The organism is Colwellia sp. BRX9-1 (assembly GCF_014077195.1).
GTDB lineage: Bacteria > Pseudomonadota > Gammaproteobacteria > Enterobacterales > Alteromonadaceae > Colwellia_A.
Map to the genome: position 1 here is coordinate 57,408 of NZ_JACGVM010000001.1, position 17,544 is coordinate 74,951.

Annotated in this window: 20 protein-coding genes; 18 read left to right on the forward strand and 2 right to left on the reverse strand. The window is 34.8% G+C overall.

What is annotated here, in order from left to right; all coding sequences use genetic code 11:
• Positions 1 to 267: 267 nt before the first annotated feature.
• From H4J76_RS00270 to H4J76_RS00335, 14 genes are all read left to right on the forward strand, one after another.
• Positions 268 to 423, forward strand: a complete 156-nt coding sequence (locus H4J76_RS00270; protein WP_182214746.1) for a hypothetical protein — start codon at positions 268 to 270, stop codon at positions 421 to 423.
• A gap of 90 nt (positions 424 to 513) precedes the next feature.
• Positions 514 to 792: a hypothetical protein gene (locus H4J76_RS00275; protein WP_182229900.1), complete on the forward strand. Its 279-nt coding sequence runs from the start codon at positions 514 to 516 to the stop codon at positions 790 to 792.
• Positions 793 to 1,102: 310 nt separating this feature from the next.
• The gene (locus tag H4J76_RS00280; RefSeq protein WP_182222531.1) at positions 1,103 to 2,329 is read left to right on the forward strand and encodes an ectonucleotide pyrophosphatase/phosphodiesterase; all 1,227 of its coding nucleotides are present in this window, start codon (positions 1,103 to 1,105) and stop codon (positions 2,327 to 2,329) included.
• A 342-nt stretch (positions 2,330 to 2,671) separates the two neighbouring features.
• Positions 2,672 to 3,520 carry an alpha/beta hydrolase gene (locus H4J76_RS00285; protein WP_259377099.1) on the forward strand — a complete coding sequence of 283 codons (849 nt, stop codon included), beginning with the start codon at positions 2,672 to 2,674 and terminating at the stop codon, positions 3,518 to 3,520.
• A 178-nt stretch (positions 3,521 to 3,698) separates the two neighbouring features.
• Positions 3,699 to 4,061 (forward strand): DUF413 domain-containing protein, encoded by a 363-nt coding sequence (locus tag H4J76_RS00290; protein ID WP_182222532.1) that lies wholly within the window; start codon positions 3,699 to 3,701, stop codon positions 4,059 to 4,061.
• An 818-nt stretch (positions 4,062 to 4,879) separates the two neighbouring features.
• Positions 4,880 to 5,338 (forward strand): hypothetical protein, encoded by a 459-nt coding sequence (locus H4J76_RS00295; RefSeq protein WP_182229901.1) that lies wholly within the window; start codon positions 4,880 to 4,882, stop codon positions 5,336 to 5,338.
• A gap of 1 nt (position 5,339) precedes the next feature.
• Positions 5,340 to 6,053, forward strand: coding sequence for a hypothetical protein (locus H4J76_RS00300; RefSeq protein ID WP_182229902.1), 714 nt, complete (start codon positions 5,340 to 5,342; stop codon positions 6,051 to 6,053).
• A gap of 492 nt (positions 6,054 to 6,545) precedes the next feature.
• Positions 6,546 to 6,896 (forward strand): hypothetical protein, encoded by a 351-nt coding sequence (locus H4J76_RS00305; RefSeq protein WP_182229903.1) that lies wholly within the window; start codon positions 6,546 to 6,548, stop codon positions 6,894 to 6,896.
• A gap of 66 nt (positions 6,897 to 6,962) precedes the next feature.
• Positions 6,963 to 7,958, forward strand: a complete 996-nt coding sequence (locus H4J76_RS00310) for a DUF4062 domain-containing protein (protein WP_182229904.1) — start codon at positions 6,963 to 6,965, stop codon at positions 7,956 to 7,958.
• Between the two features lie 213 nt (positions 7,959 to 8,171).
• Positions 8,172 to 8,801, forward strand: a complete 630-nt coding sequence (locus tag H4J76_RS00315) for a hypothetical protein (protein WP_182229905.1) — start codon at positions 8,172 to 8,174, stop codon at positions 8,799 to 8,801.
• 145 nt (positions 8,802 to 8,946) lie between these two features.
• A complete protein-coding gene (gene istA, locus H4J76_RS00320) occupies positions 8,947 to 10,440 on the forward strand; it encodes an IS21 family transposase (protein ID WP_182218723.1) in 1,494 nt (497 codons plus the stop codon).
• Positions 10,433 to 11,200, forward strand: a complete 768-nt coding sequence (gene istB, locus H4J76_RS00325; RefSeq protein WP_070373500.1) for an IS21-like element helper ATPase IstB — start codon at positions 10,433 to 10,435, stop codon at positions 11,198 to 11,200. Before istA ends, istB begins: the two co-directional genes overlap by 8 nt.
• A gap of 104 nt (positions 11,201 to 11,304) precedes the next feature.
• Positions 11,305 to 12,063, forward strand: a complete 759-nt coding sequence (locus tag H4J76_RS00330) for a hypothetical protein (protein ID WP_182229906.1) — start codon at positions 11,305 to 11,307, stop codon at positions 12,061 to 12,063.
• A 123-nt stretch (positions 12,064 to 12,186) separates the two neighbouring features.
• Complete coding sequence (locus H4J76_RS00335; RefSeq protein ID WP_182229907.1) at positions 12,187 to 12,996, forward strand: DUF5677 domain-containing protein; 810 nt, start codon at positions 12,187 to 12,189, stop codon at positions 12,994 to 12,996.
• Positions 12,997 to 13,021: 25 nt separating this feature from the next.
• On the opposite strand, the gene H4J76_RS00340 is transcribed toward H4J76_RS00335, so the two are convergent.
• Positions 13,022 to 13,315, reverse strand: coding sequence for a helix-turn-helix transcriptional regulator (locus H4J76_RS00340; protein WP_182229908.1), 294 nt, complete (start codon positions 13,313 to 13,315; stop codon positions 13,022 to 13,024).
• 314 nt (positions 13,316 to 13,629) lie between these two features.
• Here H4J76_RS00340 and H4J76_RS00345 point away from each other — a divergent pair, with 314 nt between their 5' ends.
• Positions 13,630 to 13,830 carry a hypothetical protein gene (locus tag H4J76_RS00345; protein WP_182229909.1) on the forward strand — a complete coding sequence of 67 codons (201 nt, stop codon included), beginning with the start codon at positions 13,630 to 13,632 and terminating at the stop codon, positions 13,828 to 13,830.
• Positions 13,831 to 14,227: 397 nt separating this feature from the next.
• The gene (locus H4J76_RS19775; protein WP_259377100.1) at positions 14,228 to 14,869 is read left to right on the forward strand and encodes a PEP-CTERM sorting domain-containing protein; all 642 of its coding nucleotides are present in this window, start codon (positions 14,228 to 14,230) and stop codon (positions 14,867 to 14,869) included.
• A gap of 156 nt (positions 14,870 to 15,025) precedes the next feature.
• Here H4J76_RS19775 and H4J76_RS00355 read toward each other — a convergent pair whose 3' ends face one another.
• Positions 15,026 to 15,865, reverse strand: a complete 840-nt coding sequence (locus H4J76_RS00355) for a tyrosine-type recombinase/integrase (protein WP_259377101.1) — start codon at positions 15,863 to 15,865, stop codon at positions 15,026 to 15,028.
• A 107-nt stretch (positions 15,866 to 15,972) separates the two neighbouring features.
• Between H4J76_RS00355 and dusA the strand changes: the two genes are divergently transcribed.
• Positions 15,973 to 16,983: a tRNA dihydrouridine(20/20a) synthase DusA gene (gene dusA, locus H4J76_RS00360; protein ID WP_310734066.1), complete on the forward strand. Its 1,011-nt coding sequence runs from the start codon at positions 15,973 to 15,975 to the stop codon at positions 16,981 to 16,983.
• Between the two features lie 276 nt (positions 16,984 to 17,259).
• The gene (locus H4J76_RS00365; RefSeq protein WP_182221229.1) at positions 17,260 to 17,538 is read left to right on the forward strand and encodes a hypothetical protein; all 279 of its coding nucleotides are present in this window, start codon (positions 17,260 to 17,262) and stop codon (positions 17,536 to 17,538) included.
• Positions 17,539 to 17,544: the final 6 nt, after the last annotated feature.

The window sequence follows — 17,544 nt, forward strand, 5'->3', positions numbered from 1 at the left end:
TTCAGTGAAATTATTTAAACGTTCTCCTCAATAAATATTTGTTGGCTTTAGCGCTATAGAGTTAATCTTTATATGTTACTAAAGAGTGTGCGTCGGGCACCTGCACTTGCTCAGGAAAGCCCGAGAAGAGACTTTGGGAAAATAATCATTAATTAAGCAGTATTGTCAGTAACGTTTGTCATCAAAGATTCATAAACTAACTCACTAAAAGCTATACCTTTTTCATTATTTAAGTCATAATTCATTGACATATAACAAGGAATGTTAATGATGAATGTCAATGAATTTGATCGAATGAATACCCTCTCTGAAAAAATCCTCAGCTCAACCGCATCTGTCCATGAAATAGCAGAATTTACTGTATTACTTAACCTATGGAAAAGCTCTGAAAAATTCAATTTAGTTATTGATTTACCCCAATAAAGAATAGACGTTTCAATTGTAAATATATTGATCTTTAGGTATAAATGTCTCGCCTATTTAGGATGAATTATAACAAATGGATGTTTTTGAATGAATTATACTGCTTCTCTTTTTGTGAGCTTAATATCACTGGCTCTTTTAGCTTCTTGTGGTGGAGGCAGTGGTGAACGTTCAGAAAAAATAACGACACCGCAGCCTACTGTTCCAACACCACCTGTTGTCGACGCGATTTTTACAGAAGATAATGCCGGTGATATTGCCATCTGGAGTACGGTGTTAACCGAAGCGAGTATTGATGCCGCAGACATCATTGAACAGGAAATTATTTGGTTTCATCATGCACCTGAAAACATCTTAATTAGCTTATAGCACTTCCGTCGATTCCTGCGGCAAGCTATTGGTTTGTTGATAATGATGATAGATTATCTGTAGTCCTTCAATCAATGGATAGTATTTACCGAGTAAAGCTCTACTAATTTTACCGAGCGCTCAATTATAAAAAGGCATCAGCACAAAATATATAATTATTATACTGATGTTTAATTGAAGCGATTGTCTTATTTACGCCCCGCGTTGAGTCAATAAATACTCGTCTTAAGATAAAGCAATAACGATTTTATGTTAGTAAAAAAACAATGCTAGAAAGCCCTTAAACACTAATTATTGATGAGAAATTACCGTGAATAAATTATTTATAATAGGCATGTTATTTGCCTTAAATGCATGCACATCAGAATCAAAAAATTCACTAGGTATAGCATCCAACCCTAATCCTAAACCTTATGTGTTGTTAATTTCACTGGATGGTTTTAGGTGGGATTATGTTGATAAATATCAGCCTACATTCTTGTCTCAATTTGCTAAAGAGTCTGCTCATTTAACATCATTACGTCCTACTTTCCCGACAAAAACCTTTCCTAACCATTTGAGTATTGTTACGGGGTCATACCCTGAGAATCATGGCATAGTGTCTAACCGTTTCTATGCTCGCGATTTAAATAAAACCTACAGCATAAGAGACTCGGAAGCGGTGACCAATCCCGACTTTTATTTACGTAAACCCTTGTGGATTATTGCGGAAGAACAAAATATGCGTACCGCTAACTATTTTTGGCCAAGCTCCGAAGCCGCTATTGCGGGTATTTATCCGTCTCATTTTAAAAAATATGATCACAACGCCTCACATCAAGAACGCATAGATGGTGTATTAAATTGGTATCAGCTTCCTTCAAGCGAACGGCCGCAATTAATAACCACTTATTTTCATGATATAGACAGTGCAGGGCATGGTTTTGGTCAAGATTCACCTGAGCTTATTGCCGCTATTAACCGTGTAGATAGCACCATTCGTGAAATGGTTGAAAAAGTACGAACGTTAGATTTTGAAGTAAATATTATTATTGTCTCTGATCATGGTATGGCTGATTATCCTGCTAAGAATTATGAATATTTACCTAATTGGTTAAATGATGAATATAAAGTTTTGGCAACCAACCCTATTACACTTATATACGATGAGGGTAAGTCTACCCGCACATTAGCTCAAACTGTTGCACAATTAAATCAACAAGCTAAACATTATAAATGTTATCAATACCAAGATATTCCAGCAAAATTTAACGCCTCAAAATCAAGTCGTATCGGTGATATAGCTTGTTTAACCGATAACGATTGGTCGATAGGTTTTACCGGAAAAACCAGTAAAGGAAATCATGGCTGGAGTCAGTTTGACACTACAGACATGGACGGAATATTCTATGCACAAGGGCCCGCATTTAAAAAAGCATATCAGTTAGATACAGCTGAAAACATAAATATTATGCCATTAATTGCAGACATTTTAGGCCTGGAAATCACCACACCAATTGATGGTAAATTAGCGATTATGAAACCGTTACTTAAATAAATATTATGCCAATAAGAATAGCAGACATTTTAGGCCTAGAAATCACCAGCCCAATTGATGGTAAATTAGCGATTATGAAGCCGTTACTTAAATAAATATTATGCCAATAAGAATAGCAGACATTTTAGGCCTAGAAATCACCACACCAATTGATGGTAAATTAGCGATTATGAAACCGTTACTTAAATAAATATTATGCCAATAAGAATTGCACACTAAAAGTAATACACCGGTGATTTATTTGCTGGAGTATTGCTTTACTTATCCTTAAGGTTTTATAAATAACTCGTTATGGTTAGGTAAACATAACAACTTGTCATTGAGTAAAGAAAGAGAGTTCACTTGAAACTAGTAATATACAGTTTAACGCTGCTATTAATATTGACCAGCCAGCTATCAATGGCTTTTGCCACTACGCCTTTTCAAATACCAAGAAGTAAAGTCGTTGAAATTAAAGATCCCGACAGTCAACGTGTTTACCCATTATTTATAAAGTTACCTAAATCTTATGCTAAAAATGATGATAAAACTTATCCCGTTATTTACTTAACCGATGCTTGGTATACTTTTCAGATTGTTTCTGGGGCAACCCGTTATCCAATGAATGCACAAAAAATGAAAGAAGCTATTATCGTTGGCATTTCATATGCAAAAGGGTCGAAGCGAGATGCTAGCAGAGTGCGAGACTATACCCCAACAATCAATAAATCCTGGCAACAAACAACAGGTGGTGCTCAACAGCATATGGCGTTTATCGAAGCTAGTGTTATCAATTATATCGATAAAAATTATCGAACGGATCGACAAGATAGAACATTTGTCGGTAACTCGCTTGGCGGATTATTTGGTACATATATATTATTAACTAAACCGACATTATTTAATCATTACATACTCGGTAGTCCTTCTTATTGGTTTGATAATAAGGTTATTTTTACATTAGAAGAGGCGCATCGAAAGCGGCAGTTAACCATTAATGCTAATATTTTTATTGCTATTGGCGAGCGTGAATCAAAAGCATTAGACAGCAGCCATGACATGGTCGAGGATGCTGAAAATTTTTATGAAAAAATACTTAATTGGCAGCAAACTCATGTAAAAGCAAAAATTGTTATTATCCCAGAAGCCAATCATCAAACCGCTTTTCCTACGACGGTCATCCAAGGACTACATTGGATTTACAAAATATAACCTCATGCTAGTTTTGTATTTTTAGCCTAAAAAAAAGTCAAAAATAGTGTATGTAATGGTAAATAATATACATTAAGTAAAATATTCTAATTAACGTTAAAAAAATAATTGCCAATTAATCGATATTGAGTTAAAAATGCGATTATCAGTGTATTTATATTTTAGTAGAGTTTATAAAATGGCTAATTTAGCAATATCAGCAGAAAGTTTTAAGGTAAATAGAAATTTTTACGATGATAGAAATTATCCGCGCGGCATAAAGCGTTCCGGTGACTTTAACTTGGCCGAGGCCGAGGCATTAGAAAAATATGGCGTTGCATTAATGGCACTTTCTTTAGGAAGCCGGTTGCCTGTTACCGAAGAAGAGCAACATTTTGTTGAAGTTTGTCGTGGTAATGCTGCTGTAAGCAATACCATCGAGAAGGCTTGGTTAAAATATCAAAACATAATTTTAACACCCAAGCAATTCCACACCTTATTTGGTCGAACTAAAGTTGAAACAGACGACGAACTTGAGTCAGATCCTGACGACCTAGATTAACCTTTTCTTGTTAATCTATTAGGCTATTTATGCAAGATACTTGCTATAACTTAGCCCCGATTTAGGTTCAAATTGACTAGGCGTTAATTCGCCAAATTATTAAGTGATGTTATTTAAAATTCACCCATCTTTATACCATAAAAATAGCTGAAAGCTATCGAGGCTTTCGGTGCTGTCACTTGGCATTATTTCTTTTGTTTAACATCGCTAAAGCCTTTATAATCAGCGAAATTTTTTGTTGTTGTTTCCAACAGCTACATTCGCTTTAAACTTAAAGGTTTTTTATAACTTTATGATTTCACATAAACTTTCCGTTGCACCCATGCTCGATTGGACTGACTCTCCCATTTTTACTGCCTTGTAAGGTTCATAGGAGTACTAAAGGGATACCTTCAAGTTTATATACTCCATTATAGCCCTTTTGGGATACTTCTGTTCCAATTATAACTTCGCATTTATCACACTATTGTAACTTCAGCTTTGTGCGCTTTAGAGACATTTATTTCAAATTGTTTTTCATTAATTTTGTAACACTTATTTCTGTTAATGAGAATAAAATATCCTTACACACTTTCACCAAAGAAAACGAGATAAAAGCGTGTTTCCAACAAAGTAGCACTAAAGAAAATAAATAAACACTTGATATACCAGTAACATAAGCGTAGTTTTATTGTCCATTATAAATTAACTAGATCGTTAAGACCTGTAGAAAAGCAAGGTTTTGATCGTCTAGTAAGCTGTTAGGCTTCACCATATAATCAATTCTAGTTTCGTTCGTTAACCTGTAGTAAAATAAAAAAAACAATTTAAGGATGAATGTGAAGACAGATATAGAAATCGTTACTAAAGAAGTACCTCCCACTTTATCTGACGTCCCCATTTTTGATTCGGTTAATATTTTTTTTAGTGAAAATGCTTTATGGTTAGTTCCAATATTATTGGTATTAATTCAATTCTTTTTTAAATTATTTGTCGCTGAACGAGCTTCTTTTCATCAAGTTTGGAAAAATTTTCTTCAATCTCCTGTTGATGTAGGTTTTTTAGCTTTATCATTTTCTGCTACTTTATTAATAACTACTCCAAAGAGCAGTGGTGGCCTTTTCGGAACTGCACTAGTATTCATCTTGCTTCTGGTTATCTCAATCGTTATATGGAAAAGTTCACCAACGCATACGACTAAAAAATCAGTTTTCACTTCATCTGTTTTTGTTTTATTTAATTTTATAATTACAGGCTCTATGCTTGTTTACAGCATTTCAATGATGCTAAGGATATAGAATGGAAATTTTAGAATTATCAAAGTATGTATTTCCTATTATAAGCTTAGTGATCCTGCTAATTGTTTATTTTAATATTAAGGTTAATAACTTATCTAAGAAATACGAAGACTATAAAAATGATGAGTTTAGACAATCAATCGAAAAGCAAATTACATCATTAACAAAAGAGTTAACTGTTAATGAAAGTCGTTTCAATAATATCAATCACTTAATAAATGATGCACAAGTAAGTAGTATCGGAAATAAAGAAAAATACACAACTAAAAATTCTTCTATTAATACAGCTTTATTTTTAAAAAATATCGGCTTGTCGGATGTTCCTTTAGTGGATGATGAGCAAGTATTTGTTTTAACTCCGTTTAATGAAGAGTATCAAGAGCAGTATAATGCTATAAGAGAGGTGGTTACATCTTCTGGCTTTAATTGCACCCGTGGTGATGATTCTAATTTGTCTTCAAATATCCTTACTCATATCATTAAACAAATAGCTAAGTCGCGCGTTGTAATTGCAAATATTAGTGGAAGAAATCCAAATGTATTCTACGAACTTGGTATCGCACACGCATTAGGTAAACCGGTTGTTATTGTTTCAGAGTCACTTGCTGATATACCTTTCGATATTAATAATTCTAGAATATTAGCTTTCCAAGAAATTGATGAACTTAAAAGAGAATTGAGAATTTGGTTTACTAAAACGCTAGCAAAAGCCTAACAAGCAAATTAACAAGGACTAAAACAGCGGGCTGTTCGCTTTGTTCCATTTTAGCCCACTATTTTAGCCTGTTATTTGGGCGTAATGTTTTAAGGATGAAAATGAGTCTAATCAGAGTTGAATTACCGTCAGAACATTCTGCACCTATGATCTATTATTTGACGAAAGCTCAATTAATTAAATTTAGATCAAGTGTCATTAAAGGTAAGTCTGCGCCTTTAAACTCTATGATTAACGGGCATTACTTTCAATTTAATCAGGATTCTATATACCATTATGATTTTGCTGAATTTACAGGTAGCTACCTCGTAATCCCTACGATAAACATCTTGAAAAAATTAAATACATATATAGATAATAATTAAAACATAACATTCAAGAGGGAAAATATACAGTTGGTTGTTTTCACTCAGTTCAACATTTTAGTCAAGAATTTATTTCCCTTTAATGGGGCGTTAGCACTATAGTCAAACTTCGGAGTAAGTTTAAATTATGATTTTCCAAACCTCAGACTTAAATGATCAATCTGAAATATGTGAAGCATTAAAATCACTCATTGAAGATAATATCGATGAATTAAAAAAAGAAATTATTGAGGACTTATCTCATATTGATCAACGCGCGACAAATTATACGGGGTTAAGAATTGACAATATTTCACATGCTCAGGGAAATGAATACCAATTAGATTACAGCTATGATTACAATATTTATAATGGTTGCGCTGATATGGATGTAAATGATGAGGTTACAGATAGCTTACTTTTTACTATCGATGATGATGGAGAGTTAGAATTCGATTACCCCGTCTATGAAGAAAGAAGCACGGCTGACGAATTATAGTGCTAACAAGTTGCTTAAAAGGACAAAAAACAGTGGTTTTTTCAATAAACAGGAGTATCAATTTACATGGATAAAAAGCATCAAGTATTTGTCAGTTCAACTTATATCGATTTAATTGATGAAAGGAAAGAACTTGTTCAGGCTTTGCTAGAGCTAGACTGTATTCCTGCAGGAATGGAAATGTTCCCCGCGAGTAATGAAGATCAATGGTCTCTCATTAAGAGGGTTATTGATGAATGTGACTATTACGTATTAATAATCGGTAACCGTTATGGCTCATTAGGTGAAGATGGAGTTAGTTATACAGAGAAAGAATATGAATATGCTGTCGCAACAGGAGTTCCAACACTTTCTTTTATACACTCTGAACCTGAAAATGTAGCAATCAAAAATTCTGAGCTTGATGCAGATAAGCGTGCGAAATTAGATGCTTTCAAGAGTAAGGTTCAAAAAAAACTAGTCAAATACTATAACTCTCCAGAAGATCTTGGTGGAAAAGTTTCTCGAGCACTTGTTCAACTTATTTCAAGAGTTGATCGTCCCGGTTGGATTAGAGGTGATGCATTAGCCGGAGATGAAGCTAGAGACGTAATCGAAAAACTCCGAACAGAAAATGAATCATTGAAACTAGAGTTAAATAACATTGATACTTTGCCGCCGCCAGGAACAGAGAATTTATCTAGTGGCGAGTTTGAATTTACCGCATCTTTTGATGGTTATAATAGACACGGAGAAGTTAATGTTAGCTGGGATGACATATTTATAATAGTAGGTCCTTTATTATTCAATGAAGCTACTGAACCTCAGATGAAAATGGAATTTAGCAATCAACTAATTTTGTATATTGAAGATGCGGATGAGAAATTACACCATTATAGAAACAAAAGTTGGTTCAAAGTTGATAGTGATAGTTTTCATCAAATCAAAACTCAATTACGAGCCCTAGGTCTAATTAAGCTAAGCGAAAAAAAACGTGGAGTAAGGGATACTGCAACATACTGGACTCTTACAAATTATGGAGATCAGTATTTAACAAAGCTAATGGCAATCCCCAAAAGCTAACAAGCTAATAAACAAGGATAAAAAACAATTTGCTGTTTTCGTCCCTTAACATTTTAGCCAACTATTATTTGCCTCTTAATTAGGCGTTGAACAACAAGGAAAGTTATGAGTATATTTCGAACACTAATAATATTGGCCATTGTGATTCTTCAATTTTCTTCTTTTTAAGTCATAGCTCAAAATGACGATAAAAAAGATAACATCACAGTAATCTTGAAAGAAAATATAATCAGGCTAGAAGAACAAAACAAAATCCTATTATCAACAAACTCTGATATTAGATCTTCTTATTATTGGGCTCTCAGTTTTTGTGCTACTTTTTTGATTTTATTTCTAGGGGTCAATATCTACTTCTTTAGAAATAGATTTAATGAAGATAAAGAGTTTTTGCTAAATAAAATCGATGACAAATTTACGGGTGCTGAAAGTAACAATTTGGAATTAATAAAAGCTGAAATGACTAAATTTGATAAAAAACTGGATACTTCGTTTAAAAAAACAGCAAGTGAATTATCAAAAAACTACAAATCTTCTGTAGCTTCTAACCTTAACAAAATTCAATGGTTATCCGTTCAAGTTAAAGAGCTGGAACTTAAAAATACTAAGTTAGGTGGTTGCAAGCCAAACATACTCACGGGTTATTTTCATTTAGCAGAGGAAACACATAAACTAGGTTCAGGCTATGATTGGCAGTTATCTGAGTGTTTAGTTGAGGCAAGGAAATTACTTGATGAAGGTGTTGAAATAGATTCGACTGAGTATCCCGAAGTCACCACTTTTTTAAACTCCCTACCTAGACAATTTCACGATGTGGTAGAAACGATAAGAAAGTATTTGACGTAATACCTCTAGTATCAAGTTACTCAAACGGACACAAAAAGCTGGCTGTGTTCGTTCTATTAGGCGACAATTAGCTTGGCCGGGTCGCGACAATTAGGTTGACCGGTTTTGGTACACTTTAGATATATCAAATTCAATAGAGAAAGATATGTCTGGAAAACCCATAACCAAGCAACAGGTTAATTTATATATGTCTTATCGTAATGATCATAAACAAACAGCAGCCGCTGCCCAATCTGGTATGTCAGAGCGTACAGCTCGGCGTATCGAATCCGGCCAGCATTCAACCACACATCTCCCTAGGGTTTATCGAACACGCAAAGATCCATTTAATGGTGCGTTTGAAGAGCATCTAGTGCCATTGCTCAAAGCAGATCCTGAACTTCAACCCATAACGTTATTAGATCAGCTCGATACACTCATGCCAGGTAAATTTGGTCACAATCATTTACGTACGTTACAACGTCGAGTCAAAAAGTGGTTGGCAACTGAAGGGCCAGAGCAAGAAGTTATCTTTCGTCAAAAGTACATGCCAGGGTTTATGGGGATATCTGATTACACTTGGATGAACAAACTTGAAATATCTATTGCAGGCCAAGCATTTTCTCATAAGCTTTTTCATTACAAGTTAGTGTTCAGTGGCTGGACGTATGCTCAACTTGTCTTTGGCGGTGAAAGTTTCGAATCACTCTCTACAGGTTTACAAAATGCATTTTGGCGCAGTGGTGGTGTACCACAGACACACCGAACCGATAGCTTAAGTGCTGCATTCAATAATCATTATGAACAGGAAACGTTAACTGAACGCTATCAAAAGCTATGTGCTCACTATAGCGTTGTTGCAACGCGTAACAATAAAGGTGTAGCTCATGAAAATGGTGCGATTGAAGTGGCACATAGCCATTTAAAACGAAAAGTAGATCAGCAATTACGACTACGTGGCAGTCGTGATTTCGCGACAATTACCGAGTACCAATCGTTTCTTGATGTAATTGTCGCCAAAATTAATCGCCAATGCAAAACTCGATTTGATGAAGAGCGCAAGCACTTAAATGATTTGCCTAAACGTCGTACCAACGACTTCTGCGAACAATACGTTAAAGTTACCTCTAGCAGCACCATCAGTGTTAAACGTGTGACGTATACCGTACCTTCTAGATTAATTAGTCATCGATTACTTGTACACATTTATGATACTCGGCTGGATTTATTTCTTGGTCATGAAAAAACGTTATCCCTGTCTAGAGTCTATGCTCAAGGACACTTAAGATCACGAGCAGTAGATTATAAACATGTGATCCACTCACTTGCGAAAAAGCCCAATGCGTTCAAATACTCGCAGTTACGAGAAGATTTGATCCCAGAAGGTGACTTCAGTTTGTTGTGGCAGCAGTTAACAGCAGAGCATGTTAGCGATAAAGACTGTCGTTATATGGTTGAATTATTGTTACTCGCTCATAACTATAATTGCGAGCATGCCCTTGGTCGTTATGTCTTGAAAAACCACGAGCAAGGTAAGTTTATATCTATTGATATGTGCCGTAAATTGTTTGCCCCTAGCACGCTCGTCATACCAAACATTGTCAGTCATCAACATCAAATAAGTGATTACGATAGTTTGCTTGGAGGGTTACATGGCTAATATTCTAAGCTTACCAATATTACTGAAAGAGCTGCGCTTAAGTGCGATAGCCAAAGAATGGGAAGTCCTTGCCCAAAAGGCTGTTTCACAGGAGTGGGAGCCTGAATTATTCCTTGCCGAGCTATGTGAACTTGAAGCTAATCATCGTCATGAAAGTCGATTAAAACGGTTACTTAAAGAGAGTAAATTACCCGTAGGTAAACAACTACATCAATATAAATTTGACGAAATAGAAGGTATTACGTCACTGCAAATGAAACAAAAAGTTAATCAGATTGACTGGCTTAGACAAGGCCATAATATCTTATTGTTTGGTGCTAGTGGTTTAGGGAAAACTCACTTAGCGTGTGCTATTGGTTACTCATTACTTGAAAAAGCAGTGCGCGTTAAATTCAGCACTAGTACAGCTATTGTTCAAGAACTCCAACGTGCAAAAGAAACGTTGGGCTTAACTGATGCCCTAAGAAAACTCGATAAATATGAGCTGTTGATATTAGATGATATCGGCTATGTGAAAAAGACTGATAGTGAAAGTCAGGTGTTGTTTGAACTGATTGCACATCGTTATGAACGAGGCAGTTTGTTGATCACATCGAATCAAGCATTCAGTGAGTGGGATAGTATATTTGGTGACAACATGATGACTGTTGCTGCTATCGACAGACTTGTTCACCACAGTGATATCTATCAAATAAAAGGAGAAAGTTACCGAAAAAAACAAGCTATGCAACTAAATTCAAATACCGGCCAAGTTAATTGACGCCAACCGGACAAGTTAGTTGACGTCTAATATCGTTCTTCGCTATTGTAGTCAGCCATTTTTAGACGCGTTAGCAAAGCGTCAAAACTTTATAAGGACATATCGTGGTAGAAGCACATTCATTAAGTAAAATTTTAGAAAAAATTGACTCTGATTTACCAAGAAAAGTTGTATTAATAAAGAAAAAAACCGTCGAAGAAAGCATTGGGTTTATTACCGCATTAGACATGAATACACCTATACGTTATCAAAAAGTAAGGGGTCAAGAGAATCGAAATACAAAATTAATCGGTTTACTCCTCGCCCACCCTGATGCGCCAATTTCAAAAAATGAGATTGTTAATCATTTAAACTATTTCCATCATCGCTCAGGTGAAGCCGTTGACTTCTTTTGTGTTGGATATGGTGCTTATTGGCCTAAAGAGCAATATCTAGATCAAATCAAAGCTACGAGTATAGATGGTGTTGATTGGTTTTACAGTGATAAAGCATTTACTAAAGTAGTTGATGAATTAGAAAGTGAAACAAAATGGAGTTACAGTGGAGAAACTGAGTTGTTATTAATCACGGCCCGAAAAGGTAAAGATGGAAAAACCTTCTTAGACTATGGAACTGCAGTAGTTTGTAATTTAGAGGCTATGTCAAATGATAAAGCCTTTACTTCGGTGAGATCTTTTTTTGAAGGCGTTTTTAAGTTTGCTAAACAAAATATTGCATCTAACGAGACTTGGGCGCTAAGTGATCAAAACGGGCTGCAGGTTGGAAAGTCTGCAATAAAAGAAGCTGTTCTTTCATTACTCCCTAAGAACCTTAGAGAGTCATATAAAAAAGCAGAACATTACGTAGTTAAAAATATTGAGTAAAAATTTTAACAATAACTTCAAACGTAAAATACAGTTGACTTTTTTCACTCCGTTCAAAATTTTAGTAGTCAATTTTTTGCTCATTTTTAGGGCGTTAGCCAGACAAGGAGGATTTCGCTCATCATGTCCAACCAAATATTTCAATCAGAATCATTTTATGTAAATTTAAGTGAAGCAGTCCATGCGCTATCTGGGATAATTCTTTTTAATTTTGCAAAGCATGAATGCTCAAAGAAAGATTTGATAATCAGAAACTTTGTAGCTCGTTCTGCGACATCTTTAAAAAGTGTTATGTCGCTTTGGAGACTTGGTGATTACCCAAATGCCTGGGTAATCAATCGGACAATGTTGGATCGCCTATTTCATTTGTATGACTTAGGGCAAAATAATACACACCAGTTATTTGATGATTGGTCTTTTTATAGACAATATAAAGACCAAAATAGATTAAAGAGCGATATAGAGTTTAAAGACAAGGCTGCAGGATCGGAATATGAAATATCTAAAATTCAAAAAGAACGATTTAATAAATTAAGTAACAACATCCCAAAATGGAAACGACCTAACGCAGAAAAAGTAGCTAAAGATATGGATATGTCATTTTTATATAAATATGGTTATGACTATGGTTCTATGTTTGTTCACCCCATGTCTGATGACGGGTTACATGATTTTTATCTAATTACTAAATTGGAACCTCAAGAAGAGCAGCCATCACATATTGCTGTTTTATCTAATTCAGTACTAGCATCTATCATGATTATGTTAGAAGCTATTAGCCAAAGTTCATTTAGATGGATGACAATATTATTCGACTGTATAGGTGAACTAAGAGCAGCGATTGAATCAGGTGACGAGTCTTATATGCAAACAATGGTAAAACTTATATTTAACTTTAAAGAAATTTCGCTTAGTGAGAAGTTGTCTGTCTAACAAACCCTTTAACGTTGCGTTATACTTACATCCTTTGACCTGACCACACAACGCGGCCTATTAATTCGATATCCGTACCATTTAAATGTTCTTTGTTTATTTCCCAAGGTTCATACATATTATTATCTGATTTTACTTTAATAATACCGCCCGGTAACAACTGTAATCTTTTCACTAATAAATTGTGATCATGTCGCATCACATAAATACCATCACTTAGCCCATTAAAATCTCGGTTAACCATAATCATGGCTCCGTTCTTTAATGTTGGGTACATACTGTCACCTTCAACCAACATCAAAATTATATTTATTAACATATCAACATATCAACATGGAGTGTTAGTGATGACAAATGATGAATTTGAACGTATGAATGAATACCCTATCTCAAAAATCAATTAAAGATTTAGTTTCTGATGAGGAACTAAAAGAGTTTAAAGAATTAGTTAGTCACTGGAACGAATCTGTTCATTTTAATTTATATAGTAGTTTATCTAATTTAAGATATGTTAAAGATGGTAAATACCTGTAGCTTCTATATTTATTACTATCTAAAATTATAAAAATCAATCGTATGGGTACTGAATTATCAATGTATCTTTGAATTGTTTTTAAATGGATGTGAGCATTTATGAGAAATATAGAGAATAATGAAGCATATAATAAAGGGTTTAAGTCGGAATTATATGATAACCCATATGCTATTGGTTCTGATGAATATAACGATTGTGAAAGAGGTTGGGCACAACGTGTAAAAAGAGGGTATCGTTGTGTTAATAAAGCTCCAAAGAAGAAACATAGAACGTTTCAGGAAATTTATAGTAATAGATAATCTTTATACATAGACGTATATCAGTTCGCTAGGGTCTTAATGTTATTTGATTTTAAACCACTTTAAGGTAGTTTTTTATACACCGTATAGTAATGCGGGGTAAATTTTTACTACACTCCTCTGTCTGTGCCATACATAAAAGGTTGTAGCGATGCGGCTTTTTAATCTGTTTTTTAATTTTCTTTCAAATATGTCTAATTTAAATTGTTATTAAGATTAATGTGTCAGTTTATTTTACACTATAAATTATCATAACTATTCAGTAATTTTATCATATTGAAATTAAAGGTTAATATTTAGTTGGCATGATTGGTGCCTTTAGTATTTAAAATTAATAAATTATCTTTTTTTGTACTTCCCACCAAATTTTTGGAAAGGGATTAAATAGGACTATCAAATGAAATTTAAATATTTAAATGCAGTTTTAGTAAGCTTAATATTGACCACTAGCTTTGTCGGGAAGCTTGCAAATGCGGGGCTTATTGATACAGGCTTAATGACAATAAATAATGTAGTAGATAGTAGCTCGAGTTCGTTCAATTTCAATACGGGTAATGGTGAGTTAATAGATCTCTCTTATTTATGGGTATCAATTGGCGCATGTAGTACTTCGTTTGATTCTAACTTATCTTGTAATGAGGCTAATAATTCGTATCAAAATGAAATATCTTTAAGTCTTACTAACAATACATACGGTATTACAGCATCATTAATACCGACAAATTATTTTTCGAGTGGTATTGTAAGCTTCGAGGCATCTTTTTCGTTATCTACAGCATTCACTGAAATATTGCCAATTACGCTTCAGGGCGTGACTTCTCCAGCGCAATATAATTCAACAAATATGGGCTTATTCGATGGACAGGGATTTGGAGACTCGTCGTGGACTTTGACGTTTAGTGATTCTGTCGGCGGTGATCCTAAGATTCTCAGAGCAGCAAGATTTACAGCAAATACTGTTTCAGTACCTGAACCTTCTACAATTGCTATTTTAGCTCTAGGTTTGATTGGTTTAGCATCACGTCGATTCAAAATATAATCTTAATTATTTGTTAAATAATTATACTATTAATAACATTAGTTGTGATGACTAATGTTTTTTTGTTTCTGGTGATTAGTTATTTCGATTGAAACAATTTAGTATCGTGTAAGCTTACTAATAGAGGTTTTCATTACCCAATTACTATTTTAGAATTTACAAATCCTTATCGTTGGGTTGCATATTATCAATATTAAATGATTCACCTAACAGTGGCGCTATCATGTGATTACCTTCCTTTTTGCGGGGATCTTTTCTGTCTCTAACAACAATCGTTTTATGGTCTAGGTTTAGATCGTCCCATCGAAGTTTGCAAACTTCACCTATACGCATACAGGTTAGAATACTAAAATCTAAAATATCTAAGTAGGGGATTCTGACATGGCCATTTGGCTTTTGGTTTTCCCTTATTTCTAATCCAACTTGCAATTTTTCGAGTTCAAGCTGTGTTGGCCTTCTAGTTCTTCTATCACTATTACTGATTAAGCCCATATCTATGAGTGTTGGAATAGCTTCTTCAAAAACTGAATAATTAGCTTCAATATCAAAAACAGGCTGAGCTTTTTTCATTACAGCACGTAAATAGCAAATATCATGATAAACAGTTGAAGGTTTTGCTCCTGCTAGCTGTCTTATTTTACAGTGTGCAATTAAATCGCTAGTTTTCAGTTTATTGCTTTGTATTTTTGCGATGTCACAGTCCCTAAGCATTTTGATAACGTATTGCTTAGTTCTTCCTGTTTTCTCCCATAAATGGACATCTTCAAAATATAAATCTAACAATGCACTGAGTGGTATCGTTTTCTTAATACCAATTTCGTCATTCTCTATTTCTTGAACACGCTTCCTTCCATATGTACGAGCGAGTTCTTTTTTACGGAATGTTTTAGATTCTCGGTGTATAATTGCGTTTTTTTGTTTAACAACGACTTTACAGCGATAAGAAAATTCACCGTTTGCCTTTGTACGTTTTTCAATTGTAAAAGATGCCATCATTAATCCTACTTTTTTGTGGGGTACATATGGGGTACTGCATATCGAAACTCAGGGTAACTCGCGGTAATTCACTGTAATTTCATACAGTATATTTATAAGGTGTTTTTGTGTCAATCCCAGTAAAACCGCTAAACTCAGGTAACCCCATCGACCATCGACTTTCTATTGCACCCATGCTCGATTGGACTGATCGCCATTGCCGTTACTTCTATCGTGTTATGTCAAAGCACACCGTGCTATACACCGAAATGGTGACTACTGGCGCAATTATATTTGGTAAAGGTGATTATTTATCCTTTAACAAAGAAGAGCATCCTGTTGTACTGCAACTGGGGGGAAGTGATGTTAAAGCCATGACAGAGTGTGCAAAAATGGCTGAGCAGTATGGTTATGATGAAATTAACATTAATGTTGGCTGCCCATCTGATCGTGTCCAAAATGGTCGTTTTGGTGCTTGCTTAATGGCTGAACCTTCTTTGGTAGCTGACTGTGTCAATGAGATGCAAGCGGCAGCCAATATTCCGGTTACTGTTAAATCGCGTATCGGTATCGATGACCATGACAGTTATGAGTTTTTACATAATTTTGTTGATGTGGTCTCTCAGGCTGACTGTAAACATTTTATTATTCATGCACGTAAAGCTTGGTTAAGCGGTTTAAGCCCTAAGCAAAATAGGGAAGTTCCGCCCCTTGATTATGGTCGTGTTTATCAAATCAAAAAAGACTTTCCACAGTTACAAATTTCAATTAACGGCGGTATTAAAACCTATGATGAGGCGAATGAGCATTTAACTCATATTGATGGTGTGATGATAGGCCGTGAAATTTATCAAAACCCTTACATGTTAGTTGAAGCAGATAACGCGATTTATCAAACAAATACGGATATTCTTTCTCGTGAGCAAATCGTTGCCGAGATGGCGCGCTATATTGATATTCATATTGCCAACGGCGGGCGTGCTTGGCATGTTGTTCGCCATATGCTTGGACTCTGCAATGGTTTAGCGGGTGCTAGGCAGTTTCGTCGTTATTTAAGTGAGCAATGCAGTGGTAATGAAGTTACCAGCCAAGTTCTTTTTGATGCGTTCGCACAAGTGACCCTTCCTGCAGGCGAGTAATTTTCTGTTTTGTGTACCGATTTTGGGAAATTGTATCCCTAAATCGGAATACTATATATCTTGCCGTTTAGCGATAAAGATAATGTTATCGCTATAATTATTAATAATTGGCTTTTTTGACCACTTTTCTTTTATTTAGTCTTAAGCTTTATTTTTATGATAAAAGCATAGATTAATTAATCCTATAAAATTCAATTGCTTAATTTTTTTTTGATCTCTGGCACAACCTTTGTAATAGATATTACGACTTAACTATTATAAAACTTGGAGAACAACATGAAAACGTTATTGATCACCACATTAACTACCGCTTTATTATCTTTTAACAGTTTTGCAGACAACACTACAGACATCAAAACTATCGCTAATCTGATGGTTAAAACAGGCATTGAACAACTCAATACAAAATTAGCGAGTAACGTAAAAGATAAAGTTCAGCCAGATATCACGATGTCAGCTTTAGCCAACAACAAATATTCCCAAATTTTAGTGGCTAAGCTTAGTAACAAAAAGGGTACTCAACAAAAGAATACCGTTCAAGCAGCGGATGAGTAAGGAATT